Genomic DNA, 25,190 nt, shown 5'->3' with positions numbered 1-25,190 from the left:
TTCGTTTTTCCAATTCATTTTTCCAATTCATTTTTCCAATTATTTTAATACCGAGGCGGCGAGCAGCATTAAAAATGAAATGCCGATCATGACGATTACCCAAAGCCAGGCAATTTCCAGATTTCCTGATTCAATCGCCATATAAATGGCTGTTGGCGCTGTCTGCGTTTTACCGGGAAGGTTCCCTGCAAACATAAGGGTGGCCCCGAATTCGCCCAAAGCCCTGGCGAAGCTTAAAATGGCTCCGTTAATGATTGATTTTAACGACAGCGGGAGGGTGATAGTGAAAAATAGCCTGAATTCACCAGCACCATCTACTCGGGCAGCTTCCTCGATACCTCGATCGATTGACTGAAAACCGGTTTTGGCAGATTGGTACATAAGCGGGAAGGCCACCACCGTTGAGGCAATGACAGCTGCCCACCAGGTGAACATTATGGTATGGTTAAAGGTTATCTCGATGAATGTCCCAATTGGGCTGTTAATTCCAAATATGATAATCAACAGGAAACCAACCACAGTCGGAGGCAAAACAAGCGGCAGTGTCAAAAAGGTCTCGACCGCTGTTTTACCGAAAAAACGGGCTCTGGCCATCAGTCTGGCGAGTATAATTCCCAGTATGGCAACTACTGATACAGAAATAGCGGCCACTTCCAAAGAAAGCTGGACAGGTGTCCAAAAATCAACATGCATAATTATCAGTCCAATGCTTTAAATCCGTATTTACGAAATATTTTGAGTGCTTTTTGCCCTTGGAGAAATTGCAAAAACAGTCTTGATTGTTCCTTGTGCTTTGATGATTCAAGCAGTCCTGCAGGATACACGATCGGTTCATGTGTGCCGCTTGGAGCCGTTACGGCGATATTCACCTTGTCCGACATCAATGCATCTGTATTATATACCAGGCCAGCATCAACGCTTTGCGTTTCTACATAAGTCAGTACCTGTCTGACATCCTTTGCCGGTATCATCTTGCCTTTGATTTCATTCCATAAACCGGCAGCTTCAAGTGATTCCCTGGCGTATTTTCCGGCGGGAACGGTTTCCGGGGTTCCTATGCCTATCCTCATGACATCCTCATTTGCAAGATCATCTAAACCATTAAGCTTTATGCCCGCAGCACTGTTAACAACGATTACCAGCTCATTTCCTGCGAGATGTGCAGCGTTGTCTTCCTTAATAAGTTGTTCATCCACTAATTCGATAAATTTTTGCTTATCCGCTGATATGAACACATCCACAGGGGCCCCGTGAACAATTTGCTGCTGCAGCGCACCTGAGCCGCCAAAATTATATACTACATCAATTTCAGGGTGCTCTTCAGCAAACTGATTGGCTATTTCGTTCAGGGCATCCTGCATGCTCGCCGCGGCAGAAACGGTAATTTGAGTTTTCTTTAACTGATCAGCTAACGGAACATTTTTATTATCCGCTGCATTGCAAGATGTGAACAACAACAAAAGCATAACGGCTGTCACAGCCTTTATTAATTTCATAACCTCACCCGGCAAACTTCGCTAAATTCATATAATATGATTATAACTAATTATCACGTGATGATTCTATAAAAATATTTGAATGTGATGTGGCAGGCTGCCCGATTGAAACAAAAAAACTGCCCTGTCGGCAGTTTTTTGCTCAATCATCGTGCGAGGTTCGTTCTTTCTTCGACATGCCTGCATACCTCTTCTGCTGTGAGGCCGTTAGCTTCAATTACAGATCCTTGCGTAACCGTGTTCGCTATTCCCATGACATCTGAATCAAGGCCGCTGATCACACATGCATCACAGCCTCTTGCATCTGATTCCTGGCGCAGCTCAACGATATCGTAGCCTCTATCGCGAAGCGCCTCCGAAATATTAGTAAGAGAATGCTCCACTCCAACTCTTGCCATATGTAACACCTCCTCTATAAATGTAAGCTGTCCTTTGAAGAGATAATTTATTCTTGACTGGAAAGAATAAATGGGGACATAAGCAAGAAAAAGCAGGCAGGGAGGTGAATGAATGGCTAAGCGAAAACAGGACCCATCCACTGCAGGGCTTGGTTCACCGCAGGTGGAAGGGCTGGGGACGACAGACCGGGAAACAGGGGATGCGGCCCTTGATTCCTCCCGTAAAAAGAAAAAACGGCACTGATGAAATCAAAAAACCCGGATTTCAAATGGAATCCGGGATAGCACTTTTTCTACTGGGCTTGATATTCGAGATACTCATCATATGTCATTTGTTTGTCTACCAGGCCAGTTGGCGTAATTTCCATAATTCGGTTGGCAACCGTCTGGACAAATTGATGGTCATGGGATGCAAAGATGAGCGATCCTTTATAGTTGATCAACCCGTTATTCAAGGCCGTAATTGATTCAAGGTCTAGGTGGTTGGTCGGCTCATCGAGAAGCAGTACATTTGCTCCTGACAACATCATTTTAGACAGCATGCAACGAACCTTTTCTCCGCCGGACAGCACACTTGGTTTCTTAAGCACTTCTTCACCGGAGAAAAGCATCCGTCCCAAAAATCCTCTCAGAAAGCTTTCACTTTGGTCCTTCGGAGAGAACTGACGCAGCCAGTCCACAAGCGTTGGCTCATCATTTTCAAAATAACTGGAGTTGTCTTTCGGGAAATATGCCTGTGATGTTGTGACCCCCCATTTAAATGACCCGCTGTCGGCCTCCATTTCCCCTGTGATAATTTTGAAAAGAGTCGTCTTTGCCAGTTCATTCGTACCAACCAGGGCGATTTTATCCTCTTTATTCATAGTGAAGCTTATATTGTCCAGGACCTTTTCACCGTCAATCGTCTTGGTGAGGCCTTCAACCCTTAGCAAATCATTGCCGATTTCGCGCTCAGGTGTAAAACCGACAAATGGATAGCGTCGGGACGAAGGCCTGATATCATCAAGCGTAATTTTGTCCAGCAGCTTTTTCCGGGAAGTTGCCTGTTTTGATTTAGAAGCATTTGCACTGAACCTTGCAATAAAGCCTTGAAGCTCTTTGATTTTTTCTTCCTTTTTCCGGTTGGCATCCGAGGCCATTCTAGAGGCAAGCTGGCTGGATTCGTACCAGAAATCATAGTTCCCGACATAGATTTGAATTTTTCCATAATCCAAATCAGCAATATGGGTGCAAACTTTATTCAGGAAGTGACGGTCGTGGGAAACAACGATAACGGTATTATCAAAGTTTATTAAAAACTCCTCGAGCCATTGGATGGCTTTAATGTCCAGATGGTTCGTAGGCTCATCAAGAAGCAGGACATCCGGCTGGCCGAATAAAGCCTGCGCCAGGAGGACCTTCACTTTTTCGCCACCGGACAAATCAGCCATTTTCTTTTGATGCAATTCTTCACTGATGCCAAGACCTTTTAACAGGATGGCGGCTTCTGATTCCGCTTCCCAGCCGTTCAGTTCGGCAAATTCTCCTTCCAGTTCAGCGGCTTTCATGCCGTCTTCATCGGTGAAGTCGGCTTTCATGTAAATCGCGTCTTTTTCCTGCATGACCTGGTAAAGCCGGGTATGGCCCATAATCACCACAGTCAAGACTTCGTGTTCCTCATATTCGAAATGATTTTGCTTCAAAACAGCTAACCGTTCACCCGGTGAAAGGGCAACATTTCCTGTCTGTGGCTCAATTTCTCCTGATAAAATTTTCAAAAAGGTAGATTTACCGGCACCATTTGCCCCAATCAGGCCATAACAGTTGCCCGGAGTAAATTTAATATTTACATCTTCAAACAGCTTGCGGTCGCCATACCTCAAGCCGACATTATTTACTGTAATCATTTAAAGCATCCTCCATTAATAAATATCCCAAAAATTATACCATGTTTGCCATAATAGAGCGAATTCTTTTCAAGGGTCCCATGCCAGCACAGATTTTTTCACAACCGCAATAATTCAATTTACTTATGAAAAAATATTGTTTTCCAAAATTAATAATTTTGAAGGAAGGGGAAATGCAAAGGGAGAATACTTATAATAAGGATCCCGTCTAAAAAACTGGCACAGTACTTTGCAAAAGGGTCAAATTGCGTGTACCGCTCAGCCGGTTAACCGAAAAAAATTACATATCAAATAAAAATGAGTTTCTCTGCTTTGCGAAATGGGAATAGGTTTAAGAAGAACCTACAACAAATCACACTGGTCATTGGGTTTCGCTTACACGAAATTCGCCATTCATTTTTTTGTTGATTTTCACACTTTTTTCATATTTTTCATGTAAAATAAAAGACAAACAGGTTCGGTAAAGGAGTTATGAATATGGCGAAACAACAGCTGGTTGATTTTGTAAACCGCTTGAAAGAATCAGGAATAAAAGTCAGTTTCACGAAGCCGAAATCTCAATTTTTCTCACTCCAGCAAAACGAGAAGCATCCCAGCACAGTAAATTCACACTAGGCCAAAATAACATGAAAGCGGTGGGAGTTTCCTCTCACCGCTTTTTCGTATTGTTAAATTTCGTCCACTATCGTCTGGAAGACCTCTTTTTCATTAAATTCTTCTCCCATGGGGAACTTTTCAATGAATTTATTATTTTCGTCAATTAAAAATGTAAAGGTTGAGTGAACATAGAAGCCGTTTCCAGGATCACGGTATTGAAATTTGAACGTATCGGCTATTTCCTTTATTTTCTGTTGAGCCTGCTTATGCTGTTCAGGGTCACCGGTCAATAAGGTCCAGTTTCCGTCATTCTCAATGTCAAAAGTTTTAGCATATTCCTTTAAAACTTCAGGTCTGTCCCGGTACGGATCAATCGTAATCGTTAAAAACTCGATTTCTTTTCCGAATACCCCTTCTTTTTCAAGATCTTTTCTCAGCAGGTTCATTTTCTGGGTTGTGGTCGGGCAAATGTCAGGGCAGTGTGTGTAAATGAACTCCACCAGCTTTAATTTTTTATCAGAATCCCCGAAAGAGTACACTTCTTCATCCATTGTTACAAGCTCAATATCATCTGGGATCTGGGCGTTTGCATCCCTGATGAGGAAGTAGGAAATGCCTGAGGCGATCCCTATAAAAACAATAACCGAACAAATAATATAGATTTTTTTCATCCATTTTCCCTCCCCATTTAATAACATAAAGAAAAACCGGCAATAATCATATGGAAATTTTGTGAACGGGTTTGTATGATGAACCTATTTATCTTTGGTGACGGCTGTCAAAATGCAGAACTGGGGCAGCCTTATGGTTATCAGATAAAAAGCCGCACTCATTACGGCTTTTTATGTGTCATTCTATGTTACAAAATTCGATTGGACAGTTTTCGCAGAAATTTTCTCTTTTTAAATGCTGTATGTTATGGACAATTATTTTTTTTCGATCGACCGAAATGATTCCCTCACCCCTCAGTTCGCCAAGCATGCGGCTGACACTTTCCCTCGCGGTGCCGCAATAGTTCGCCAGGTCCTGGTTGGTTAATGGAACATTAATTAAAATACCGTTTTCCTTTATGATACCGTAGCTGTTGCAAAGCCGGATGATCGTCGAATACAGGGCCCCTTTTTTCCCGTTCAGGACAAGATCCCTGAATTTAGTGATCGTCTTTCTGATATGGTCGTTCATCCATTTTAAAAACTCATATGCAAGCTGGCTGTTATTGAAAAGCGTCCGTTCCAGGTCATCAATATTGATAGCCGCAGCTTCACCGTCTTCTACTACCCTTGCATTAAATAAATATCTTGGGTCAACCGTGAACAGGGTAAGTTCACCAACGATGTCATTTCCTTTGCACAGCCGCAGGTATAATTCTTTTCCCTCCGCGTTCATTTTTGAAATTTGAACTTTTCCGGACAGGATAATATACATTTCTTTGGCAGCATGCCCCTCGCGAAATAAAAAAGTGCCTTTTTTTATCTTGAGGATTCGCTCAGAAGTACGCAATAATTCACCAAGTTCATATGAAAGGGCATTTTGATATTTTTGTTGTCCCATTGTATACCCGCCTTTTATGGTTGGGATGGCTGTTGCGTCTTACTCAAATTTAAAAGAATTATAAACACTAGGTCAATAGAGAAAATGTGAACATTTTTTTCATTTGAAAGTCAAGCCATAAATTAAATTAACAAATCAGGAAGATGGGTATGACCAATATAGTGTTGAAGAATTTGTAAAGGCAGGAAAGTATGACAACATCGACTTTTATAAATCAACGGACCACAGGCCAAGCGGCATAGTGGAGCATGAGGGTGAAAGAGCTAATCTTCCTGGCCGCATTTGTCCTTGTACTGTACTGGTGCTGCCATCCTCCGCAGGTTTATATGGTGTGCAAGGTTTGTAGAGGTGGCATAAATGTACGTGTCAATCATTGACTTTTTTGATTGACAGCCTTATTATGAAATTGTGTGAAAATTGCTCTAATAAAAGGAGTATGTTTTATGTTAGGTGTCGTTCTTAACTAACCGTTAATTTAATACGGTCACTCCAAAGCTGATGAATGGGAAAAGGTAACCTTTTTTGTAAGGTTTATTCAAGTATGCCCCGGGAGTGAATGTTAAGAACAATAATCATAGTCAAGCATGCTCGATACCCGAAGAATGCCGCTGTGTACTTTGTGCGCAGTTTTTTATTTTTTTTCGGGGAGGAAACCTTACTGTTTCCGTAAGCCGCAAAGACATTGTTCTTTGCGGCTTTTTTTATTTTATTGGGAGGTATTAAGATGAATAATGAAACAATGAAATCATTGGAATTCCAAAGGATTTTGGAAGCAGTTGCAGATTATGCCATCACTGATGCCGGCAAGGAAAAGGTATTGGATATGAAACCATCGTTAAATATTAAACAAATAACCTTATGGCTGGAGGAAGTGACCGAAGCCGTGCAGATTACGAGGAAAAGCTCAAGCGTACCGATACATGGACTCAGCGGAATTGAAAAACTTTTACAAAGCCTGCATAAGGGGGTTCCGCTCAGGCTTGAACAGCTCAGCAGCCTGAATGAATTTTTAGACTGCTGTATGAAAATCAGGAGGTTCATGGCTGACAAAGGGTACTATGCCCCGAGGGTATCTTCATATGTTGAATCGATCGAGGAACTGCCCTTCCTGGCATCTGAAATCGTCCGATGTATCCGTAATGGCAGGGTGGACGATTATGCCACAAAAGACCTTCTTAAAATCAGGAAACAGCTAGCGATCCAGGAAGAACGTTTGAAGGAAAAACTCAATCAAATGCTGAAATCCTCAAAAATAAAACCGTATCTGCAGGAGTCAATCATAAGCCAGCGCAATGGCAGATACGTGATTGCGGTAAAAAAAGAATATAAAACAAAAGTCAAGGGGACCTTGCTAGATATGTCTGCATCAGGGTCGACCTGCTATATCGAACCAGAGGAAATCGCTTTGTTCCAGGAGGAAATGGCCTGGCTCATTGCTGATGAGGAGCGGGAGGTGGAGAAGGTCCTGTATTATCTGACAGGCCTTGCAGAGGAGAAGGAAAGGGAAATCCGCCTTGCGGTTGAAACGATGGTGCATTATGATGTTTTGTTTTCCAAAGCAAAATATTCAAACGCCATTAACGGACAGCCGGTTAACCTGAATGAGGCGCATTATATTGATTTGAAAAACGCCAGGCACCCGCTTTTGGGGGAACATGCCGTCCCGTTAAACATTGAAATGGGCAGGGATTATCATGCTCTGCTCATAACCGGGCCTAATACGGGCGGCAAAACGGTTGCGATAAAGACAGTTGGCCTGCTGACAAGCATGGCACAATGCGGATTGCATATTCCTGTTGACGCAGGGAGTACGATTGCCGTGTTCCAAAAAGTGCTCGTAGATATCGGGGACGGCCAGAGTATTGAACACAACCTGAGTACATTCAGCTCCAGGATCGTCAATATCAGGGAAATCCTGAAAGAAACAAACGACAGGTCACTTGTTTTGCTCGACGAACTTGGATCAGGTACAGATCCGGGTGAAGGGATGGGCCTTGCGACAGCGATACTGGAGCAGCTGCACAACAAAGGAGCGTCATTGCTGGCAACAACTCATTATAGTGAAATAAAGGAGTTCGCTGACAGGCAAAGCGGCTTCATTAACGGATCGATGGAATTCGATTTAGAAACATTAAGGCCAACATACCGGCTGAAGATCGGCACGGGGGGCGAGAGCCAGGCTTTTGCAATCGCATTGAAGCTGGGCATCCACCCGAAAATCATTGAACGTGCCCACCAGATTACCTATAGGGAATCAAAGGAGTTCCAGCAGCCTGCTGATTTACCGCCTTCCGAAAAGAGCGAACAGGATAAACAGATCATCCTTAACAGGCACATTAGGCGTGGTGAGGCAGCGGTAGCCGAAAAGAAATCAATACCGGCGTTCTCGATCGGAGACAGCGTCCAAGTCAGCAATATCGATGACTCAGGCATTATCTACAAGGGTCCAGATGCATACGGAAACTATATTGTCCAGGTTAAAGGGGAAAAAATGACGGTAAACCATAAACGGCTTACCCTCATCGTTGCTGCATCAGAGCTCTACCCTGATGATTATGATTTTGACATTATTTTTGAAACGAAAGAAAACCGCAAGAAAAGCAAGCTCCTGAACAAGAAACACGTAGAAGGATTGACGATCGAACACGAAGCATGAGAATGCCCAAGCATTCTCGCACGTTTGGACGAACCAAATCAAATGGTGTGCCCGCAAAATGGGCACACCATCCAATTTATTTAAAATAGTTTATGATCCATTGCCCAACAACTCCACCAAGATAGACCCCAACGATTCCAAGCACTCCAGGCAACACCGGAGGAGCAGGAAGCGGAAGTTTTAAAAATTTGAAAACAATGCCTACAGCTAAACCTGCAATCACACTTAAAATGAGTTCTTTCATCATACACCGCCTTCAACATACGTGACATTTTAATGGTAGCCAAAAACTGTTAATTTATGCCTGCCTGGCAGAAATCTCTTAAAAGAACTCCCTGCGGGCAGACGTCTGACGACAGACCCAACCAAAACCTATTTTATCATGAAGGGCTTTTCAAAAAGAAGGTCTATTATGGAGTTTTTATAATTTTTTCTTATATAGGATATGTTTGTAACAAAATATTAAATTTGGAAGGCCGGCTTGGGCTGAAATTTTTTGCTTATTTAAAGACGAAACAATGTTAAGATAGCTTTATCTACTTTTACTGGAGGACTTTCAGTGACATCGCAAGCCAACAAGAATATTTATAAATTTCAGGGTTTTTATTTTTTTGCTTTTTTAGGATTTGGCAGTTTGGCACCTTTGCTGGGAGTTTACATGAGTGAAGTTGAAAAATTGAACGGCTATCAAATTGGCACGATCCTGTCCATTGGCCCAATTATCATGATTTTCTTTCAGCCTGTATGGGGAATGCTTGCGGATGTAAGGAAATCTCCAAATCAGCTCCTTACATGGACAACTCTCATTGCGGGTGTTTGTGGGTTAGGATATATATTGTTAAGCAATTACTACTGGTTTTTTGCGGTCTCAATCCTTGTCGCTGTGTTTCAAAGCGCTATCATTCCATTATCGGACAGCATTTCATTAAAATATACAAGCAAAATGAAAGTCAGTTACGGAAATGTAAGGATGTTCGGTTCACTGGGGTTCGGGATTGCTGTGTTTATGATGGGGAGATTGTCGGAGTACAATCCTGCAGTCATTTTTTATGCGTTTTTCCTTGCCCTGTCTTCAGCTGCACTTCTTTCGCTCCGTCTTCCAGTTGAAGTGGCTGGCGGCCAGGGAAAGCTTTGGGCAGGAATGAAAGGCCTTTTGAAGCATAAAAAATTCATTGTTTTTCTGCTGGTGACTTTTTTGATTTTTGGTCCCAACCTTGCCAACAATTTTTATTTTGGCCTGTTTGTAGAAGACAGGGGAGGAACCTATACTGGAATAGGCATTGCGTTCCTTATAGCAGTTTTATCGGAAATCCCTTTTATGAGGGCTGCCGCCTCATGGATAAATAAAATCGGCCTCCTTCAAGTGGCGCTGTTAGGCGGAGCGGTATCAGTGGTCCGGTGGGTCTTTTATTTCACGGAACCCGGCCTTTGGCTTATCTATTCGTCCGCGGTCATTCAGGGATTTTCACTTGGTTTATTTATTCCGGCTGGTTTGCAGTATGTTCGCGACATAACCCCCGTTCGCATGACGGCAACAGCCGTAACCCTTTACTCAGCAATCGGCAATGGATTGGGGAACTGGTTCAGCACCTTTTTCGGCGGCATTATTTTCGAAGAATACGGAATAGCGGTTGTCTATTTGTTTTTCAGCTTACTCTCATTGTTGGGGGTTTTGAGTCTTGTGTGGCTGTTGCAGCAGGAGAAAAGGTCCTCCCCGGCCATTCATCTGCCTTCCAAATAGCAAGATGTACCGGAGGCAGCTTTTCATCTACTTGTATTTAATTATCATGGAAACTATTTTTGTGAATCAGCATATGTCCATCCGGGAAACTAATAATGATGCAAGTTGTTAAAGGAGGACATGATATGCCTGAAAAAGGTGAATTCCAGAGTAATGAGGAGCAATACAAGATGCCGCACGCACTTCGAGGGGAAAGGAATTTCTCGTACCGTGCCGGCTATACGGCAAGTACAGGGAATGACACGAATGGAAAAGATGAGCCTGGAAAACGGACGGATCTATAATGAAAAAGTTGTCGCTAACGACAACTTTTTCATACTTTTTATGCTGTCTGGTAAATTTGCTTTTTTTCGAACTTCAGGGCGACCACTAAAAACGACAGTGCAGCGACAAATCGAACAATTGTCGTAATGCCCATGGCAGATCCCATGCCAAAGCTGTCAAGCAGGAACACCCCGAATTGAGGGGCAATAAAACCGATGAAAGACAGCAGGAAATTGTAATTTGCGATATAAGCTGTCCTGTCCCTGTCAGGTGATGCTTTAAGTAACTGGTTGAACAACAGCAGGTTAGTGCCGGATACAAATAGTCCGATCCACAGGTTGATCGCAGTAAGGTAAAAAAGGTTGGTTGAAAGAATCGTCAACAATGGTGCAGTCGCCATTCCTGCTGCAGCGAGGGATAAAACAAGACTGTTGCCATGCCGGTCAGCTGTTTTTGCCCACCACTTGATGCTGACAATCTGCGCAAGCTGGTTTGTTACTGAAAACATGCTCAGCCAGAGCGCTGTAGCACCTGCTTCTTTAATTTGGTAGATGCTGAATAACGACCAGGCCATCTGCGCTGCAAAATTAAACAGTAATCCGCAAATCAAGAAGGCCAGGAACGGTTTATATTTAAATACCGCCATTGAGTAGGTTCTCGGTGGTTTTGAGACTACATATGGTGTTACAATGTCCTGTTTCGGTTCATTATGTTTCATCAAAAAGTAGACTTCGGCCAGGGCGAACACTAATCCGGCAGCTAACAGGATTTGATATGGAAAAGCACTTTCCTTATCGAACTGCTGAAGGAAAAACCCTGTAGCAAATGTGACTGCCATTGCCATAATGGTGTTTAGCCTGTTTCTTGTACTGAAAAATTGTCCCCTTCTTTTTTCAGGCACCAGGTCGCCAATCATAGACTGCCATGACAGGCCGGAGAGGGCTCCCGGGAAATTCAATACCGCAATCAAAATGACGAGCGTCCAGGTGGCCAATCCGGCTGGCAAAAAAGGGATAAAGAATATGAGCATGAATAACACCCTTGTTGCAAGGGTTGACAGTACTGCGAAATTCCTTTTGCTATGGGTACGGTTAAGCCAAATTGCGCCAGGAATTAAAGCAAGCATGCTGATGATTGATGGCAGCGAAGTGATCAGCCCCATCTGCTGGTTGCTGGCACCTAATACACCAAGAGCAAACAAAGGAATGTAACCATTCACCATGGTACTGGACACCGTGGACGCCATGCCGTTATAAAAACTTAACCGTTCATTTTCGGTATATTTCAAGCAGTTGTATCTCCTTTCAATTTTCACACGCGGAGGATTCCATTCATCCGGAAAAAAACCAACGATATGGATTGTACGTTGCCGGTTATCCAAAGGCAATAGTAGCGGGCAAAAACAGGTGTTTTATCATGCGTTCTCAAGTGAGAACATATGTCTTCCTATTCAATTTTTTTTACTAATCAATTTTCTCCACATGAAAAAAGTGCAGCCTAAGGCGGCTGCACCGTTTTCGTCCAATAAATATGACCAATGAACAGGAGTTTCTTTATTTGAGTCTCCCGCAAGTAATACAGCGTTTAGGTGACAACGTTCCTTTCCTCAGAAAGACAAATCCTCCTTCTAAGGCAGAGCCAAATACAAAATTCGAAGATGCTGTTAAGATTTTCATCGCTTCCCAGTGCCCTCCTTAATAGTATTGGCTTGAATTATCCTATACCCGTTAATGATACCCTTAAAACGATTTATTCATTATGAGCCAATATTTTCTTTATAACTGCCTTTACATCTTCCTGCTCGTCCAAAAATTGATCAATTCTCTTCTGGTGCTTATCTTTTGCTTCCATGTCATCAAGAAAAGCAAGCAGTGATTCTTCCACGGACCGCCTGCAGCGAGGGTAAGCCGCGTTCACAGCCAAACCGGTTTCATGCAGGTAGAGCCGGTTCATTTCTTCCTGTCCCGGAAGCGGGTCCAAAAGATATATCGGAAGCTTCATCTTCAAGCATTCGCTTATCGTTACTCCCCCGGGTTTTGTAAGCACTAAATCCATGTCCCTGTACAGCCTCTCCATTTCTTTCCGGCAAGAAATATAACGGACTGCCCTTATGAAAGGGTTATTTAAAAGTTTTAATCTCGTGTAAAGTTCTTTATTCCTGCCGCATAAAACAAAGTAATTGATTCTGCCAGAAATATCATTATTCCCAGCAATCTGTTCGACCGCACCAATTCCAAGATTGCCCCCGGCAACAAGCACATTAAAACCTTCTTTAACTGCTTTTTTGCTGCTGCCGCCAACAAACTTTGGATGGACGGGTATTCCGGTATTATAAATACGTTGGGGGCTGATTCCGTGTTCCATCAAGTATTGTTTCATCCCGTTGCTGGCGGTAAAGTGATAGTCTACATGGCTGATCCCCCAAACAGAATTAATAAAATAATCTGTATAGGCATTGATTACGGGGATATCCAGCCTGTTCTTCTGTTTCATCCTGTTAACGAGATAAGAAGGAAGGGAATGAGTACACACGATCACATCGGGTTTTTCTTTTTCCAGCAAGTGTTCCATACTTCCCAAAAACAGAAAGTCATAAGAAATATGCCTGTTTATATCTTTATGGGCTTTGCATGCTTTTCCTTTATAAAGCCTGCTGTAAAAAAAAGGATAATTTCTGATTAAATATAGATATAAATTTGTAACAAACTTTTCTCCCGGGCCAAACCTGTAAGAAAGGATGTCCGTTTTTACACACGCTATGGATTCATTTAATTCCTGAATTATTTCTGCGAGAGAGTCGGCAACCTGATGATGGCCGGATGACATTTGCAGAAAAGGTAATAATAGAACCTTCTTCATGATATACACCTTTTTGACATTAGTATTTAAAGGTTTGGACTTTTCCATTCACGTGATAGAAAACCTTTGATTTCCAACTTAAAAATCAGGCGGATTGTTCATCCTAATCATGTAAAATTACGAAGGGGGAACATAGGATGTTTTTTCGTTTATCATTGTTGTCTTTTTGGCGGGTTGTGGATCCCGTTTATTATTTTTTGACCCGGCTGAAATACATTGAAACTGAGCAAAGCGGGAAAGCGGTTTTCAGGGTGCGGCTGACAAAGTACAAAGGTGCGGATGTCGTACTTTCAGATGGTACCTGCATTTTCCATAATGATGTGCTTTTAAAAATTCATTTGCACAATGTCCGGCTTTTAAGGGAAATGCAAAAGACAGAAAATCAGGTAAAGAAAGCGAAGGTTATCATTAGGAAAGTAGTGGAGTCGATGCCGCTGCTGGCTGATTATATCAATACTCACCCAGAAAAAGACAGAATCAAAGGAGTGGTCGGGATAACGCTGTTGAACAAAGGATACAGCAAGCTTGGATTTGAAAGCCATGAGCCAAAGAACAGCTTGTACCGGACAATGAAACATTTGACTCAGATTCCAATCTACTGTCTATCCGCTTCCTCGTTCTCGTTTGAGAGAATAAAGAAACAGAAACCAGTATATTTAATGATGTCAAAGGAGAAGCTGATTTCTACGTATTTAACTGCCGGAAAACTTGCCAGCAACTCCCACTAGGTCTTTGTCCCTATCCCGGCTATACTCGATAGATGGGAGGGGATTTATTTATGTTCAAAATCATTTTTATTGCTGGATTTACACTATATTTTGCATTCCTATTCTATAAAGCTAACAAAAACACAAAAGAGGTAGTGGTCAACACGATCAGCCTGGCTTGTAACAGAGAGGCATCTAAAGTAAACCTGAATATCCTCCATCTGTCTGACCTGCACCTGGAAAACATTTCTGTGACTCCTGAGCAGTTATACACGATGGCTGCGAAGCGGCCGGTAGATTTAATTGCGTTGACAGGTGATTATCTTGACCGTAAAAGAACCATTCCAAAACTCGTACCCTATTTAAAAGTTCTGCAAAAAATCAACCCCCGTTTAGGTATTTATGCTGTGTTTGGCAACCATGATTATATTTTAAAGGGCAAAAATTTTGAAAGGCTGAAGGAAGCCCTCGAGGAAAACGGCTGCCGCACTCTTCAAAACGAACATGCCAGCATTATTGACGGCGTGGACAGGCTTAACATCATCGGAATTGATGATTACAGCACAAACCGCAGTGATATTGAAAAGGCATATGCACAGCTGCCGGAGGGATACAACCTTGTTTTGACACATGATCCAAATATAGTCCTGGATATGAAGGACCATCATTATGATTATCTTTTGTCCGGCCATTTCCATGGCGGCCAGATCCATTGGCCGAAACCCTATCATCTTATTAAAATGGGAAAACTGGTCCGCATGAAAATGGTGAAGGGTCTGCACAGCCATCATGGGAAACCTTTTTATATCAGTGAGGGCCTTGGGCAGACCGGGGTCAATATAAGGGTGGGAAGCCGTCCGGAGATAACTTACCACCACATTTCGTAGCACGCAATACCAGGATAGACATCCTGGTATTTTTTTAATTTTGCTTGTTCCCTGCACCATTCTTGGCGAGGAAATCCCTTGCAAGCATTTCTTTCACTTCATTATAAGACAAGCCGGATGCCGCGTTTTGCCGCTTTACTTCTTCAATGTCAGTTCCGACAACGGTGAATTTCCGTTTATTTTCCAAGCTTTTACCCCCTGTCAAAGATTTTCGTTTTGCTGCTTTATTTCTTCGCCAGTAAGAATCGCATTGGCCATTTCCATATCTTTATGTTCAGATACTGAATCACCAGGTATATTTTTAAGGTTCGGATATACGCCGCCGTTTTGGACAGTCAAAACTTGCTCCCTAGGTGCGTATGTTACATATTCGTTTTTTTCCTTCATGATAGCAACTCCTTTTAACAGTATGCTTAGCTATTAACAACAGCGATATGCGGAACAATTCATGGTAAGTATCCACAAAACTAAATATTTCCAAGCGTCCTATTATGGGCTGTGGGTATCATATAACAAGGAAGGAGGGTGCATGATGCTGATTCAAGATAGGACGATTACAAAAATTAAAGAGCAGGCCATTCGCCTCGAAACAAGCGAAGACCTGGACGCGATAGTTGCCGCTGTCGGTGGCGCCAAGTATGTACTGCTGGGGGAAGCCTCCCACGGTACTTCCGAATTTTATACGTTGAGGGCAGAACTCTCAAAAAGATTGATTGAGGAAAAAGGCTTTTCCTTCATCGCTGTAGAAGGAGACTGGCCTTCTTGCTTTGCGGTCAACCGTTTTGTCAAAGGGTATGACAATACAACAGCAAAGGAAGCTTTACAGCAATTTAACCGCTGGCCAACATGGATGTGGGCCAACGAGGAGATTGCGGAATTCACTGAGTGGATCGCAAGTCATAACAAAAAGACCGGCAGGAGAACAGGATTCTACGGAATCGATGTATACAGCCTGTGGGAAAGCATGGAACAAATGGTGAAGCAGCTCGAAAAAATATCCCCTGAGGATGTAGAAGCGGCGAAGAAAGCTATTGATTGTTTCGAGCCGTTCCACCGCCGTCCGGAAAATTACGGCATTTCTGCTTCTTTTTATGGAGAAGATTGCACAGAACAGATTGTCAACTTACTTGTCAAAACCAGGCAGAACAGGCACGAATATACTGATGCAGAAGAAGCTGCGCTGAATGTGGAGGTTAACAGCCTGGTGATGCTTAATGCAGAAAGATATTATCGAGCAATGGTATTGGGAGGGCCTGACGACTGGAACATACGGGACCATCACATGGTTGATGCCCTGGAGAAAATAATGGCCCATCACGGCAGTGGTGCAAAGGCGATCGTGTGGGAGCATAATACCCATGTCGGGGATGCGAGGGCGACGGATATGAGGGAACAGGGGCTTGTGAATGTCGGTCAATTATTGCGTGAAAAACACAATGAAAAAGAAGTGTATGCGGTTGGTTTTGGAACACATCATGGATCTGTCATAGCAGCGCGTAAATGGGGTGAGCGGATTGAGAAAATGACAGTACCTGCTGCTGAGGCTGGAAGCTGGGAGGACTTAATGCACAAGTCCGGCCCGTTCAATAAAATACTGTTTTTCACTGATGAAAACAGGAGGGACTTTGAAGCTGTTTATGGCCACAGGGCTATTGGAGTGGTTTATAATCCTGAAATTGAGCATCTGGGCAATTATGTTCCTTCGAGGATGTCGAATCGGTATGATGCCTTCATATATGTCGAAGAAACAAATGCACTTACTCCACTCACACTAACGAAGCTTCCTGAATTTGTGGATGTATAAATAACGTATTTTTCTGGACAAAAACAGAACCCGTAGGCGGCCGGGTTCTGTTTTGTTATGTGCCCTAATATCTCCTTCAGCCGACATTCCACCGCCAACTGTATATGTCTACTCCTCTTTTTTGGACAGACAGCGGTCACATTCCATCAAATACGATTCAGCTTGCTCATGTATCCTTTCACCACACTGGGGGCACTCCTTGTTTGGCAAACGACGGAAAAATTCTACCGGACTCATCATCATTGTTCCTCCTTTTATAATACAATTTATTTTAATATAACCTGTTATAGTACAGTATAAACGTAAACATTTATTTTGTGAAGGCTTTTTTTGAAATTTTATAAATTTTTAAATCTGGGATTCTTTCAAATTGGTGATTTTGTCAATATATAAAAGTGACAAAAATGTTACAAATTAAATATTTTTTTCTTTCATTCTTTCTGGGTCTCACTTACAATCATACTGAAAACATTTATTTTAGGGAGAATGATGCTAAACATGGGAAACTTCGAACCGTCGTTCAACCCAGTTTTACTATTTGTTGCTGTAATATTAACCATCATGTCATCCTATACTGCCCTTGACTTATTTACACTTATCAAAACGTCGGATAGAAATAAAAGATTTTTGTTCCTGGGTGGCATTTTCTCACTTGGGATCGGTATATGGGTAATGAACTTTTTTGGAATGCTCGCCATCAGAGAGAATATTTCAGCATCATATCAGATGCCAATTATACTGCTCTCTATCATTTTGGGCATTACTTTTACCGGCATGGCTTTTTATATTTTGACAGCCAAAAAGATTAAAACTGCCAATTTATCAGCAAGCAGCTTATGCATGACTCTTGCTGTTTTGTCTGTACATGTCATCGGAATGTATTCAATGAACTTAGGCTTTAACTATCAGCCATTTATTTTGGCGGTGACGTTACTGCTTGTTTTTGGGTCATTTTTCTTTTCATTCTGGATGATGTTTTACTCCGCAAACTTCTCTATGGAAAGCCATGCCTGGCTAAAGCCGCTATGCGCCCTCATAGTCACTGGCGCAATCGTCGAGGGCCATGTTCTCCTGACAAAGGCTTCCTCGCTATATCTAATTGAACAAGAACGGGCGGCACTGGTCAGCATTCCAGAATCATTGATTAGCTATTTCATTCTGTTTATTTCTGTCCTCATTCTTGCCGGACTGATAGCATCCAGCGCGCTGGTGAGCAAACGGCTTGCTGTTAGTGATACTAATTTAAAAGACATCAAAGATGCGCTTGACGTCTCCACGATTGTTGCGATAACGGATCCGAAAGGCACAATAACGTACGTAAACGATAAATTTGTTGAAATCTCCAAATATGGCGAACATGAGTTGATCGGACAGAATCACGTGATTTTAAATTCCGGTATTCATCCGAAAGAATTTTTCAAGGCTATGTGGAGGACGATCGGGAAGGGAAATGTCTGGCAAGGTGAAATCTGCAACAGGGCTAAGGATGGTACCCTATATTGGGTGGATACGACAATCGTTCCTTTCCTGAATAACAAAGGAAAACCATATCAATATGTTGCCATCCGGAATGATATCACAAACCGCAAGTCAGCAGAGGCGAGTTTGAAGCAAACATTGAAGGAAGTAAGTGACATCAATTTTGCGCTAGATCAGTCGTCAATTGTCGCTTTCACTGATGAAAAAGGCATTATCAAGAGTGTGAATGATAAATTTTGCGAGATTTCGAAATATGATCGTGAAGAATTGATCGGAAAAGACCACAGCATTGTTAACTCCGGATTCCACTCCAGGGAATTTTTCAAAAACCTGTGGAAAACAATAGGCCAGGGAATAGTCTGGAAAGGGGAAATCCGAAACAAAGCTAAGGACGGAACGTTTTACTGGGTTGATACAACGATTGTTCCATTCCTGAATGAACGGGGCAAGCCATACCAGTACTTGGCGATCAGAAATGATATCACTGAGCGGAAAAAGTCGGAGGAGCTCCTCCACCGCCAGGATAAGCTTGCCGCGGTCGGCCAACTCGCCGCGGGTGTTGCCCATGAAATCCGCAATCCGCTAACATCCATGAAAGGATACGCTGAATTCCTGCAGCTGGATGAAGAAGATCCGCAACGCAAAGAATTTATCGATATCATTCTTGATGAGATCGACAGGGTCAACAATATCGTAGAAGAATTTATGCTGCTGGCCAAGCCAAAGGCAGTCGAGCTGCAAGAAAAAAATATCATTCCGTTGATGAAAAATGTCGTATCTCTTCTCGAATTCGAAGCAAGGAAAAGAAGCGTAAAACTGCATTTTGATGCGGATGCCGAAATCATCCAGATAGAGTGTGACGAGAACAGGCTAAAGCAGGTATTCTTGAATTTTATCAAGAATGGAATTGAAGCAATGCCAAACGGCGGTGACCTATTCGTGAGGGCAGTTGTCAACGATAACAATGTACTTATCTCGATACAGGACACCGGTGTTGGAATCTCTCCGGAGACGCTGAAGAAAATCGGGGAGCCTTTTTATACAACCAAGAAAAACGGAAACGGCCTTGGCCTCATGGTAAGTTTTAAAATAATAGAAAGCCATAATGGCAAAGTCTATATAGAATCGGAACAAAACAAAGGAACAACCTTTAAAATCCTGCTGCCGGCAAAAACAGCATAAGGATCATTGTGTTATTAAGGCCAGGTTTGCCCATGCGAACCTGGCCTTTTCTTTATACTTTACGAAAGTATAAATTGGCAGCAAGGAAGACAACTCGATGTAGGGGCCAATTTTAGGAACAAAGTATAATGCAACTACGCCTTTGTCTTAGCCTTAAGGCTCGCCAATGGCGAGTTTTCTTTATAACCGGAATGTTTGGATCAAGGCTATAATGCAGGCTGGAAAAATGCTACTAACAAATAGTTTGCACAATCAAAAGTGTCCGATAATTGTTATAAACTTTTGAAAAACCCTTATATCTAATGGACTATGATGATAATATAGCAAGCTCTATCTATTTTATATTATTATGTTCCGGGGGGAGAAATATGGTGGCAGTAAGCCAGGTAAGGACCGTTTGCGGGTATTGCGGAACGGGCTGCGGATTGATACTTGAGGTAAAAGACAATAAAATCATTAAAATCAGGGGGGATAAGGGAGCACCGGTCAATAAAGGCCAAACCTGCGTAAAAGGGGCTTTTGCGTATACATATGTCCATTCGGAAGAAAGGCTGAAATCTCCTCTGATCAGGAAGGCAGGCAAACTGATAGAAACGACATGGGAAGAAGCTTTTTCCTATATTGCAGGACGCCTAGGCGAAATTAAATCCAATTTTGGACCGGATGCCATCTCGATGTTTGCCTGTGCCAGAACAACGAACGAATCCAACTACATTACCCAAAAATTTATGAGGGCAGCAATCGGCAGCAATAATATAGATGGCTGCAACCGAACTTGACACGCACCCAGCGTTGCCGGTCTGGCAACTGTTTTCGGAAGCGGTTCACCAACAAACACACTTGACGATATAGAAGAAGCAGAGGTTTTGCTTCTTATGGGTTCAAACACTACAGAGGCGCATCCGATTATCGGGAATAAAATCAAGAAAGCGGCCAAATCGGGCTTAAAGCTGATTGTGGTTGATCCGAGGAAAATCGACATCGTCAAATCTTCACACCGCCATCTGCAAATCCAGGTCGGCTCAGATATCGCCCTCATCAATGCGATCATTCATGTCGTCATCGATGAAGGCTTATACAAGGAAGATTTTATTTTGCAGCATACAAATGATTTTATTGCGTTAAAACACCGCGTCCATCAATATACACCAGAATACGTGGCGCAAATTACCGGAGTCCCGGCCGGGGATATTATCCGGACAGCACGGGAATATGCCGGTGCACAAAGAGCGATGATCGCCTACACACTCGGAATTACTGAGCATCATTGCGGTGTAAACAATGTGTTTGATATTGCCAATTTGGCTTTACTGACAGGGCAAATAGGCAAAAAGGGAAGCGGGATCATGCCGCTGCGCGGACAAAATAATGTCCAGGGTGCTGGTGACATGGGTTGCCTGCCGAATCAATTGACAGGAGCAGGGAGCCTTGCCGATGCCAGTTACAGGAAGCGTTTCGAAGATGCCTGGATGATCGAATTAAACAGTAAAATCGGTGATACACAGACACGAACCTTTGAACGGCTGGAGGCAGGGGACGTCAAGGCGCTTTATGTGATCGGGGAAAACCCGCTTTTGGCTGACGTCCATATGAACGATACGAAAAAACTGCTGGCAAATCTTGATTTGTTGATAGTCCAGGATATTTTTATGACGGAAACTGCAGAAATGGCGGACGTTGTACTGCCTGCAAGGTCATGGGCAGAGGTTGAAGGGACCTATACGAATACCGACCGGCGGGTACAGCGGGTACGTAAAGCTGTTGAACCCCATCCAAATACGAATGAAGACTGGGCAATTCTTTGTGAGCTGTCAGGAAGGCTGGGGTATGACATGCACTATGAAACGGGCCAGGATATATGGGATGAGGTGCGAAAGCTGGCATGGGAAATGTACGGCGGAATTTCATATGAGAGGCTTGAACTGGAATATGGTATTCATTACCCCTGCCCCGATGAATCACACCCGGGAACGAAAATATTGCACGAAAGATTCCATGGTGATGTGGCAGCAACAATTAAATCCACCTTTGTGCCTGTCAGCTATACACCGCCCATTGAAACACCTGATGACCATTATCCTTTTATATTGACAACAGGCCGCCGTTACGAATCCTATAATACCCATACCCAGACCCGGCATTACGCAGACGGGGTGAAAATAAAGCAAAAAGAAGAAACGGTCGATATCCATCCGGATGATGCCATAAAGCTTGGAATTGCAGATGGTGAAAAGGTACGGGTGAGTTCAAGACGCGGTTCGTTGGAGGTGGCTGCAAAAATAACTGAACAGGTGGTCCCGGGCCTTGTTTTCATGAGCTTTCACTGGAGGGAAGTGCCAACGAATATTCTTACCATCAATGAATATGACCCCATTTCCGGCACTGCAGAATTTAAAGCGTGTGCAGTAAGAATTGAGCCTGTGCATTAGGAGGTCAACAATGACTAAGGAACAGCCCGCCAACAAAGGCGGGTGTTTCTATTTCTGGATAAAGTCTTGGTGATAGCAACAAATATCATAAAATATTACCTTGGTAGTATAAAAATACAACCGTTTCTCTATTTAAATCCGAAACATAGTGGGGTAGGATGGGGTAAATATGTAATCGAGGTGACTAAATGTGTCGAAATGGCTAAAAACTTTCACGCTTTCTTTAGTGATGATTTTAATGATTCCGCTTACATTTTTTGGAGGTATCTTAACTGAAGGTGAGAAGGGCGGCGCAAAGGCAGCGGCTCTTCCCCAATGGACCCAATATGACCGTCCCGAACAATTTGGGGTCATGACGGATGAGGATGTCTTTATTACGATGAGGGACGGCACAAAGCTTGTGGCGAATGTTTACCGGCCGGATGCTCCGGGCAAATACCCAGTGATCCTGACTCAGACGCCATACAATAAAAATTCGTCTCTGGGGGCACCAAATGAATACCTTGTCAAAAGAGGTTACGTTCATGTCGTGGCTGATGTGAGGGGAACCGGCGGATCGCAAGGGAGCTGGGATTCATTTGGCGAGGCTGAGCAAAAAGATGGCTATGAGCTGGTCGCGTGGGCAGCCTCCCAGCCATGGAGCGACGGCAGCGTCGGCCTGTGGGGAGCCTCATATATGGCCATCAATCAGCTTCTGACTGCAGCCCAGCAGCCTCCTGCCTTAAAAGCAATATTTCCGATTGTTCCGATGGCGGATGTTTACCGGGATATACTGATGTCAGGCGGGATGATGAATACCGGCTTCATTCCGACATGGCTCGGCCTTGTCACATCTTCAGGGCTTCTTCCGCCGACTTATACCCTTTCCGAGCCGTTAACTGCATCGACTGTGCTCTTGGGCCATGCCGGTGCCACGACAGGCTTTCCGATTAATACATTATCAACTCTGCTGACAGGGGGAGACCTGGCTTATGATGGAAAAGGCTGGCAAACGCGATCCCCGTATTTCTCGGCTGACAGGATCCGAGTGCCTGCCTTTATCACAGGAGGCCTTCATGACATTTTCCAGCGCGGTGAGCCATTGCTTTACGAAAAGCTAAAAAAGAACGTAAATGCAAAGCTTTTGATGGGCAACTGGACGCATGGTGATTATGGCTCGGGCCTTCCACACGACGGAGTCCCTCCACTCGACCAGATAGCGCTTCGCTGGTTCGACCACTATTTAAAAGGAATGAATACAAGGGTTGACAAGATTCCGAAAGTGACTCAGTACGTACTTGGTGATGGACATTTTAAAGTACAGGCAGATTATCCGCAGCCTGGCGCGCGTGCTAGTAAATGGTATCTGAACAGACAGGGAAAGCTCAGCGAGGAGAAACCATCATCTACAGAGCCAGGAGATTTAATGCCCCAGCATCCAGTAAACGGAATCTGCTCAGGGAGCACCAACCAGTGGCTGGCTGGCGCCATGGATGCATTGCCCTGCAAAAAAGACAACCGGCTGACCGAACTGACGGAGGTAACTTATACCTCGAAACCATTCGAAACAGACTTTCATATCAGTGGACCGATAGGGGCAGAGCTGTTTATCTCGACTACCGCGAAAGAAGCGGTTGTGTCAGTAAGAGTTACAGACGTTGCACCTGACGGAACGTCAACAGAACTCACTGCAGGCTGGCTTGCAGCATCTTTCAGAAAGCTGGATAAAAGCAAAACCAGGTACCTTGACGGAGAAATTATTCAGCCATGGCATCCATTTACCGCTGAATCGGTTGAGGAAGTAGTGCCGGGAATGCCAATGAAGCTTAACATCGAAATCTTCCCGACAAATGCTGTGATTAAGAAAGGACACAAGCTGAGGGTTGCGGTCGGGCCAAGTGATTTCCCACACGCCATATCGCCGCTTCCTCAATTAGGCAAGCAGGCAGGAGGAACAGTGACGATATTGCACGATGCAAACCATCCTTCTTCAATCGTCGTCCCGGCCTTACCATAAGGATAAAAGACCTTTTCCAAGCGGAAAAGGTCTTTTTTTGACTGTTCTTCCAAAATTTACTTTTACTTTTTCTCGACTGTAATTTTATGCCGAATTTCCTCATAATAAGGTAAAAGTATATCGAAATAATGAATTTTCTGTCAACATGACATATTCTCGTTATATTACTGTTAATCTCGTAATCTATTTATTATCTTACTGTTCTTTTTCCTGGAGAAATCTATGTTACGATAATCCACGTGATAAAAAAAGCCGATAGGAGGCAAACAAATGAGAAAATCTATATTATCATTGGTTGCTGTCGCGGCCATTTCTGGAGCTGCCGGGGCGAATGCGCAGGCAGAGGAGATCGTCGTACATAAAGGAGATACTCTTTGGGGGATATCAAAACAATACGGCGTATCAGTAGAATCAATAAAAGAATGGAATAATCTATCAAACGATACGATTCATCCGAATGACCGCCTGCAAGTTTCACCTGTAAAATATGTACAGGTCCGCCAAGGAGATACTCTTTGGAATATTGCGAAGGTCTACGGAGTGACGGTGGAAGATCTTAAGCTATGGAATAAATTAGGAACCGATTTAATCAAACCTGGTATGCAGCTGGTTTTATATACAGCAATGCCAGACGAAATGAAGGTTGAAGCTGCAAGCACACAGCCGCAAGGACAGGCTCCAGTACAGAGCACTCCTGCTGCGGCTCAGCCTGCAGCTGCCGCGCAGGCAGCTGCACCGCCTGCCGGGAATCAATCTTTTACTGTAGAGGCGACTGCGTACACTGCTTATTGTGGAGGCTGCTCGGGCATTACGGCTACTGGGGTGGATTTAAGGTCCAATCCAGACGCAAAAGTGATCGCTGTCGACCCTTCCGTCATACCTCTTGGATCAAAGGTTTATGTTGAAGGCTATGGTTATGCAACAGCTTCAGATACAGGCGGGGCAATTAAAGGCAACCGAATAGATGTATTCATTCCTGATCAAAACAGTGCTCTCCAATGGGGAAGAAAACAAGTTAAAGTAACAATCATTAATTAACATTCCAGATATATTTTTGGCTGCTTCCAATAGAAGCAGCTTTTTCTATTTCACATTTCCTGTCGTTCCCGTGTATTTACCACGTTCCCGTCATAAACAGGGCTCAAACCCAAAATTTTAAGTTAAAACGACTAACAAAGGGTAAACCGCGCCTTGCCAGTGTTTAAAGGGAAAAGGTATTTTTTGCAGAATGTTTGTGCAAGATATATTCATTGAAAAG

Annotated in this window: 24 protein-coding genes; 12 read left to right on the top strand and 12 right to left on the bottom strand. The window is 43.4% G+C overall.

Annotation, left to right across the window (positions count from 1 at the left end):
* Positions 1-39 precede the first annotated feature (39 nt).
* The 3 genes from modB to CVD19_RS03860 form a co-directional block, all read right to left on the bottom strand.
* On the bottom strand, positions 40-693 hold the full coding sequence (gene modB, locus CVD19_RS03870; protein WP_101580563.1) for a molybdate ABC transporter permease subunit: 654 nt from the start codon (positions 691-693) through the stop codon (positions 40-42).
* A gap of 5 nt (positions 694-698) precedes the next feature.
* Positions 699-1,496, bottom strand: a complete 798-nt coding sequence (gene modA / locus CVD19_RS03865; protein WP_257985016.1) for a molybdate ABC transporter substrate-binding protein — start codon at positions 1,494-1,496, stop codon at positions 699-701.
* 146 nt (positions 1,497-1,642) lie between these two features.
* Positions 1,643-1,894 (bottom strand): YkuS family protein, encoded by a 252-nt coding sequence (locus tag CVD19_RS03860; RefSeq protein WP_101580562.1) that lies wholly within the window; start codon positions 1,892-1,894, stop codon positions 1,643-1,645.
* 112 nt (positions 1,895-2,006) lie between these two features.
* Here CVD19_RS03860 and CVD19_RS03855 point away from each other — a divergent pair, with 112 nt between their 5' ends.
* Positions 2,007-2,138, top strand: coding sequence for a YuzL family protein (locus tag CVD19_RS03855; protein ID WP_101580561.1), 132 nt, complete (start codon positions 2,007-2,009; stop codon positions 2,136-2,138).
* A 49-nt stretch (positions 2,139-2,187) separates the two neighbouring features.
* Here the strand turns inward: CVD19_RS03855 and CVD19_RS03850 are convergent, their stop codons facing one another.
* The gene (locus CVD19_RS03850) at positions 2,188-3,780 is read right to left on the bottom strand and encodes an ABC-F family ATP-binding cassette domain-containing protein (RefSeq protein ID WP_101580560.1); all 1,593 of its coding nucleotides are present in this window, start codon (positions 3,778-3,780) and stop codon (positions 2,188-2,190) included.
* A gap of 477 nt (positions 3,781-4,257) precedes the next feature.
* Between CVD19_RS03850 and CVD19_RS24525 the strand changes: the two genes are divergently transcribed.
* Positions 4,258-4,395: a hypothetical protein gene (locus CVD19_RS24525; RefSeq protein WP_180953500.1), complete on the top strand. Its 138-nt coding sequence runs from the start codon at positions 4,258-4,260 to the stop codon at positions 4,393-4,395.
* Positions 4,396-4,448: 53 nt separating this feature from the next.
* Here CVD19_RS24525 and CVD19_RS03845 read toward each other — a convergent pair whose 3' ends face one another.
* Complete coding sequence (locus tag CVD19_RS03845) at positions 4,449-5,048, bottom strand: SCO family protein (RefSeq protein ID WP_101580559.1); 600 nt, start codon at positions 5,046-5,048, stop codon at positions 4,449-4,451.
* Positions 5,049-5,226: 178 nt separating this feature from the next.
* On the bottom strand, positions 5,227-5,928 hold the full coding sequence (locus tag CVD19_RS03840) for a Crp/Fnr family transcriptional regulator (protein WP_101580558.1): 702 nt from the start codon (positions 5,926-5,928) through the stop codon (positions 5,227-5,229).
* Between the two features lie 724 nt (positions 5,929-6,652).
* Between CVD19_RS03840 and CVD19_RS03835 the strand changes: the two genes are divergently transcribed.
* A complete protein-coding gene (locus tag CVD19_RS03835) occupies positions 6,653-8,584 on the top strand; it encodes an endonuclease MutS2 (RefSeq protein ID WP_101580557.1) in 1,932 nt (643 codons plus the stop codon).
* Between the two features lie 76 nt (positions 8,585-8,660).
* Here CVD19_RS03835 and CVD19_RS03830 read toward each other — a convergent pair whose 3' ends face one another.
* Complete coding sequence (locus tag CVD19_RS03830; protein ID WP_101580556.1) at positions 8,661-8,828, bottom strand: XapX domain-containing protein; 168 nt, start codon at positions 8,826-8,828, stop codon at positions 8,661-8,663.
* Between the two features lie 315 nt (positions 8,829-9,143).
* On the opposite strand from CVD19_RS03830, the gene CVD19_RS03825 reads away from it, so the two are divergent.
* Together CVD19_RS03825 and CVD19_RS24520 are read left to right on the top strand one after the other, a co-directional pair.
* Positions 9,144-10,325 carry an MFS transporter gene (locus CVD19_RS03825; RefSeq protein ID WP_101580555.1) on the top strand — a complete coding sequence of 394 codons (1,182 nt, stop codon included), beginning with the start codon at positions 9,144-9,146 and terminating at the stop codon, positions 10,323-10,325.
* 125 nt (positions 10,326-10,450) lie between these two features.
* The gene (locus CVD19_RS24520) at positions 10,451-10,609 is read left to right on the top strand and encodes a hypothetical protein (RefSeq protein WP_180953499.1); all 159 of its coding nucleotides are present in this window, start codon (positions 10,451-10,453) and stop codon (positions 10,607-10,609) included.
* Between the two features lie 38 nt (positions 10,610-10,647).
* Here the strand turns inward: CVD19_RS24520 and CVD19_RS03820 are convergent, their stop codons facing one another.
* Positions 10,648-11,877, bottom strand: coding sequence for an MFS transporter (locus tag CVD19_RS03820; protein ID WP_101580554.1), 1,230 nt, complete (start codon positions 11,875-11,877; stop codon positions 10,648-10,650).
* 461 nt (positions 11,878-12,338) lie between these two features.
* Positions 12,339-13,448, bottom strand: a complete 1,110-nt coding sequence (locus CVD19_RS03815; protein WP_180953498.1) for an MGDG synthase family glycosyltransferase — start codon at positions 13,446-13,448, stop codon at positions 12,339-12,341.
* Between the two features lie 137 nt (positions 13,449-13,585).
* Between CVD19_RS03815 and CVD19_RS03810 the strand changes: the two genes are divergently transcribed.
* Both CVD19_RS03810 and CVD19_RS03805 read left to right on the top strand, forming a co-directional pair.
* Positions 13,586-14,176 (top strand): YkoP family protein, encoded by a 591-nt coding sequence (locus CVD19_RS03810; RefSeq protein WP_101580552.1) that lies wholly within the window; start codon positions 13,586-13,588, stop codon positions 14,174-14,176.
* Between the two features lie 50 nt (positions 14,177-14,226).
* Positions 14,227-15,042: a metallophosphoesterase gene (locus CVD19_RS03805; protein WP_101580551.1), complete on the top strand. Its 816-nt coding sequence runs from the start codon at positions 14,227-14,229 to the stop codon at positions 15,040-15,042.
* A 34-nt stretch (positions 15,043-15,076) separates the two neighbouring features.
* Here CVD19_RS03805 and CVD19_RS24515 read toward each other — a convergent pair whose 3' ends face one another.
* Positions 15,077-15,229 carry a hypothetical protein gene (locus CVD19_RS24515; RefSeq protein WP_180953497.1) on the bottom strand — a complete coding sequence of 51 codons (153 nt, stop codon included), beginning with the start codon at positions 15,227-15,229 and terminating at the stop codon, positions 15,077-15,079.
* 14 nt (positions 15,230-15,243) lie between these two features.
* On the bottom strand, positions 15,244-15,429 hold the full coding sequence (locus CVD19_RS03800; protein WP_101580550.1) for a hypothetical protein: 186 nt from the start codon (positions 15,427-15,429) through the stop codon (positions 15,244-15,246).
* Between the two features lie 145 nt (positions 15,430-15,574).
* Between CVD19_RS03800 and CVD19_RS03795 the strand changes: the two genes are divergently transcribed.
* A complete protein-coding gene (locus tag CVD19_RS03795; RefSeq protein WP_180953496.1) occupies positions 15,575-16,846 on the top strand; it encodes an erythromycin esterase family protein in 1,272 nt (423 codons plus the stop codon).
* Between the two features lie 108 nt (positions 16,847-16,954).
* Here the strand turns inward: CVD19_RS03795 and yhfH are convergent, their stop codons facing one another.
* Positions 16,955-17,089: a protein YhfH gene (gene yhfH / locus CVD19_RS03790; RefSeq protein WP_101580548.1), complete on the bottom strand. Its 135-nt coding sequence runs from the start codon at positions 17,087-17,089 to the stop codon at positions 16,955-16,957.
* Positions 17,090-17,344: 255 nt separating this feature from the next.
* Here yhfH and CVD19_RS03785 point away from each other — a divergent pair, with 255 nt between their 5' ends.
* From CVD19_RS03785 to CVD19_RS03765, 4 genes are all read left to right on the top strand, one after another.
* A complete protein-coding gene (locus CVD19_RS03785; protein ID WP_101580547.1) occupies positions 17,345-19,507 on the top strand; it encodes a PAS domain-containing protein in 2,163 nt (720 codons plus the stop codon).
* 302 nt (positions 19,508-19,809) lie between these two features.
* Positions 19,810-21,936 (top strand): formate dehydrogenase subunit alpha, encoded by a 2,127-nt coding sequence (gene fdhF / locus CVD19_RS03775; protein ID WP_308314850.1) that lies wholly within the window; start codon positions 19,810-19,812, stop codon positions 21,934-21,936.
* Positions 21,937-22,126: 190 nt separating this feature from the next.
* Entirely contained in the window at positions 22,127-23,932 is a 1,806-nt protein-coding gene (locus CVD19_RS03770) for a CocE/NonD family hydrolase (RefSeq protein WP_101580544.1), read from the top strand.
* Positions 23,933-24,202: 270 nt separating this feature from the next.
* Positions 24,203-24,970, top strand: a complete 768-nt coding sequence (locus tag CVD19_RS03765; protein WP_101580543.1) for a 3D domain-containing protein — start codon at positions 24,203-24,205, stop codon at positions 24,968-24,970.
* Positions 24,971-25,190: the final 220 nt, after the last annotated feature.

Source organism: Bacillus sp. T33-2, assembly GCF_002860205.1.
GTDB lineage: Bacteria > Bacillota > Bacilli > Bacillales > Cytobacillaceae > T33-2.
Note: the sequence above shows the minus strand (reverse complement) of the source record. Positions and strands in the feature narration are given on the sequence as shown.

Coding starts and splice junctions, on each gene's coding strand:
- CVD19_RS03850 (WP_101580560.1), bottom strand. CDS start 3,780: ATGATTACAGTAAATAATGTCGGCTTGAGGTATGGCGACCGCAAGCTG.
- CVD19_RS03840 (WP_101580558.1), bottom strand. CDS start 5,928: ATGGGACAACAAAAATATCAAAATGCCCTTTCATATGAACTTGGTGAA.
- CVD19_RS03795 (WP_180953496.1), top strand. CDS start 15,575: ATGCTGATTCAAGATAGGACGATTACAAAAATTAAAGAGCAGGCCATT.
- CVD19_RS03830 (WP_101580556.1), bottom strand. CDS start 8,828: ATGAAAGAACTCATTTTAAGTGTGATTGCAGGTTTAGCTGTAGGCATT.
- CVD19_RS24525 (WP_180953500.1), top strand. CDS start 4,258: ATGGCGAAACAACAGCTGGTTGATTTTGTAAACCGCTTGAAAGAATCA.
- CVD19_RS03855 (WP_101580561.1), top strand. CDS start 2,007: ATGGCTAAGCGAAAACAGGACCCATCCACTGCAGGGCTTGGTTCACCG.
- CVD19_RS03810 (WP_101580552.1), top strand. CDS start 13,586: ATGTTTTTTCGTTTATCATTGTTGTCTTTTTGGCGGGTTGTGGATCCC.
- CVD19_RS24520 (WP_180953499.1), top strand. CDS start 10,451: ATGCCTGAAAAAGGTGAATTCCAGAGTAATGAGGAGCAATACAAGATG.
- CVD19_RS03815 (WP_180953498.1), bottom strand. CDS start 13,448: ATGAAGAAGGTTCTATTATTACCTTTTCTGCAAATGTCATCCGGCCAT.
- CVD19_RS03835 (WP_101580557.1), top strand. CDS start 6,653: ATGAATAATGAAACAATGAAATCATTGGAATTCCAAAGGATTTTGGAA.
- CVD19_RS03785 (WP_101580547.1), top strand. CDS start 17,345: ATGGGAAACTTCGAACCGTCGTTCAACCCAGTTTTACTATTTGTTGCT.
- CVD19_RS03765 (WP_101580543.1), top strand. CDS start 24,203: ATGAGAAAATCTATATTATCATTGGTTGCTGTCGCGGCCATTTCTGGA.
- CVD19_RS03805 (WP_101580551.1), top strand. CDS start 14,227: ATGTTCAAAATCATTTTTATTGCTGGATTTACACTATATTTTGCATTC.
- modA (WP_257985016.1), bottom strand. CDS start 1,496: ATGAAATTAATAAAGGCTGTGACAGCCGTTATGCTTTTGTTGTTGTTC.
- CVD19_RS03860 (WP_101580562.1), bottom strand. CDS start 1,894: ATGGCAAGAGTTGGAGTGGAGCATTCTCTTACTAATATTTCGGAGGCG.
- modB (WP_101580563.1), bottom strand. CDS start 693: ATGCATGTTGATTTTTGGACACCTGTCCAGCTTTCTTTGGAAGTGGCC.
- CVD19_RS03800 (WP_101580550.1), bottom strand. CDS start 15,429: ATGAAGGAAAAAAACGAATATGTAACATACGCACCTAGGGAGCAAGTT.
- yhfH (WP_101580548.1), bottom strand. CDS start 17,089: ATGATGATGAGTCCGGTAGAATTTTTCCGTCGTTTGCCAAACAAGGAG.
- CVD19_RS03845 (WP_101580559.1), bottom strand. CDS start 5,048: ATGAAAAAAATCTATATTATTTGTTCGGTTATTGTTTTTATAGGGATC.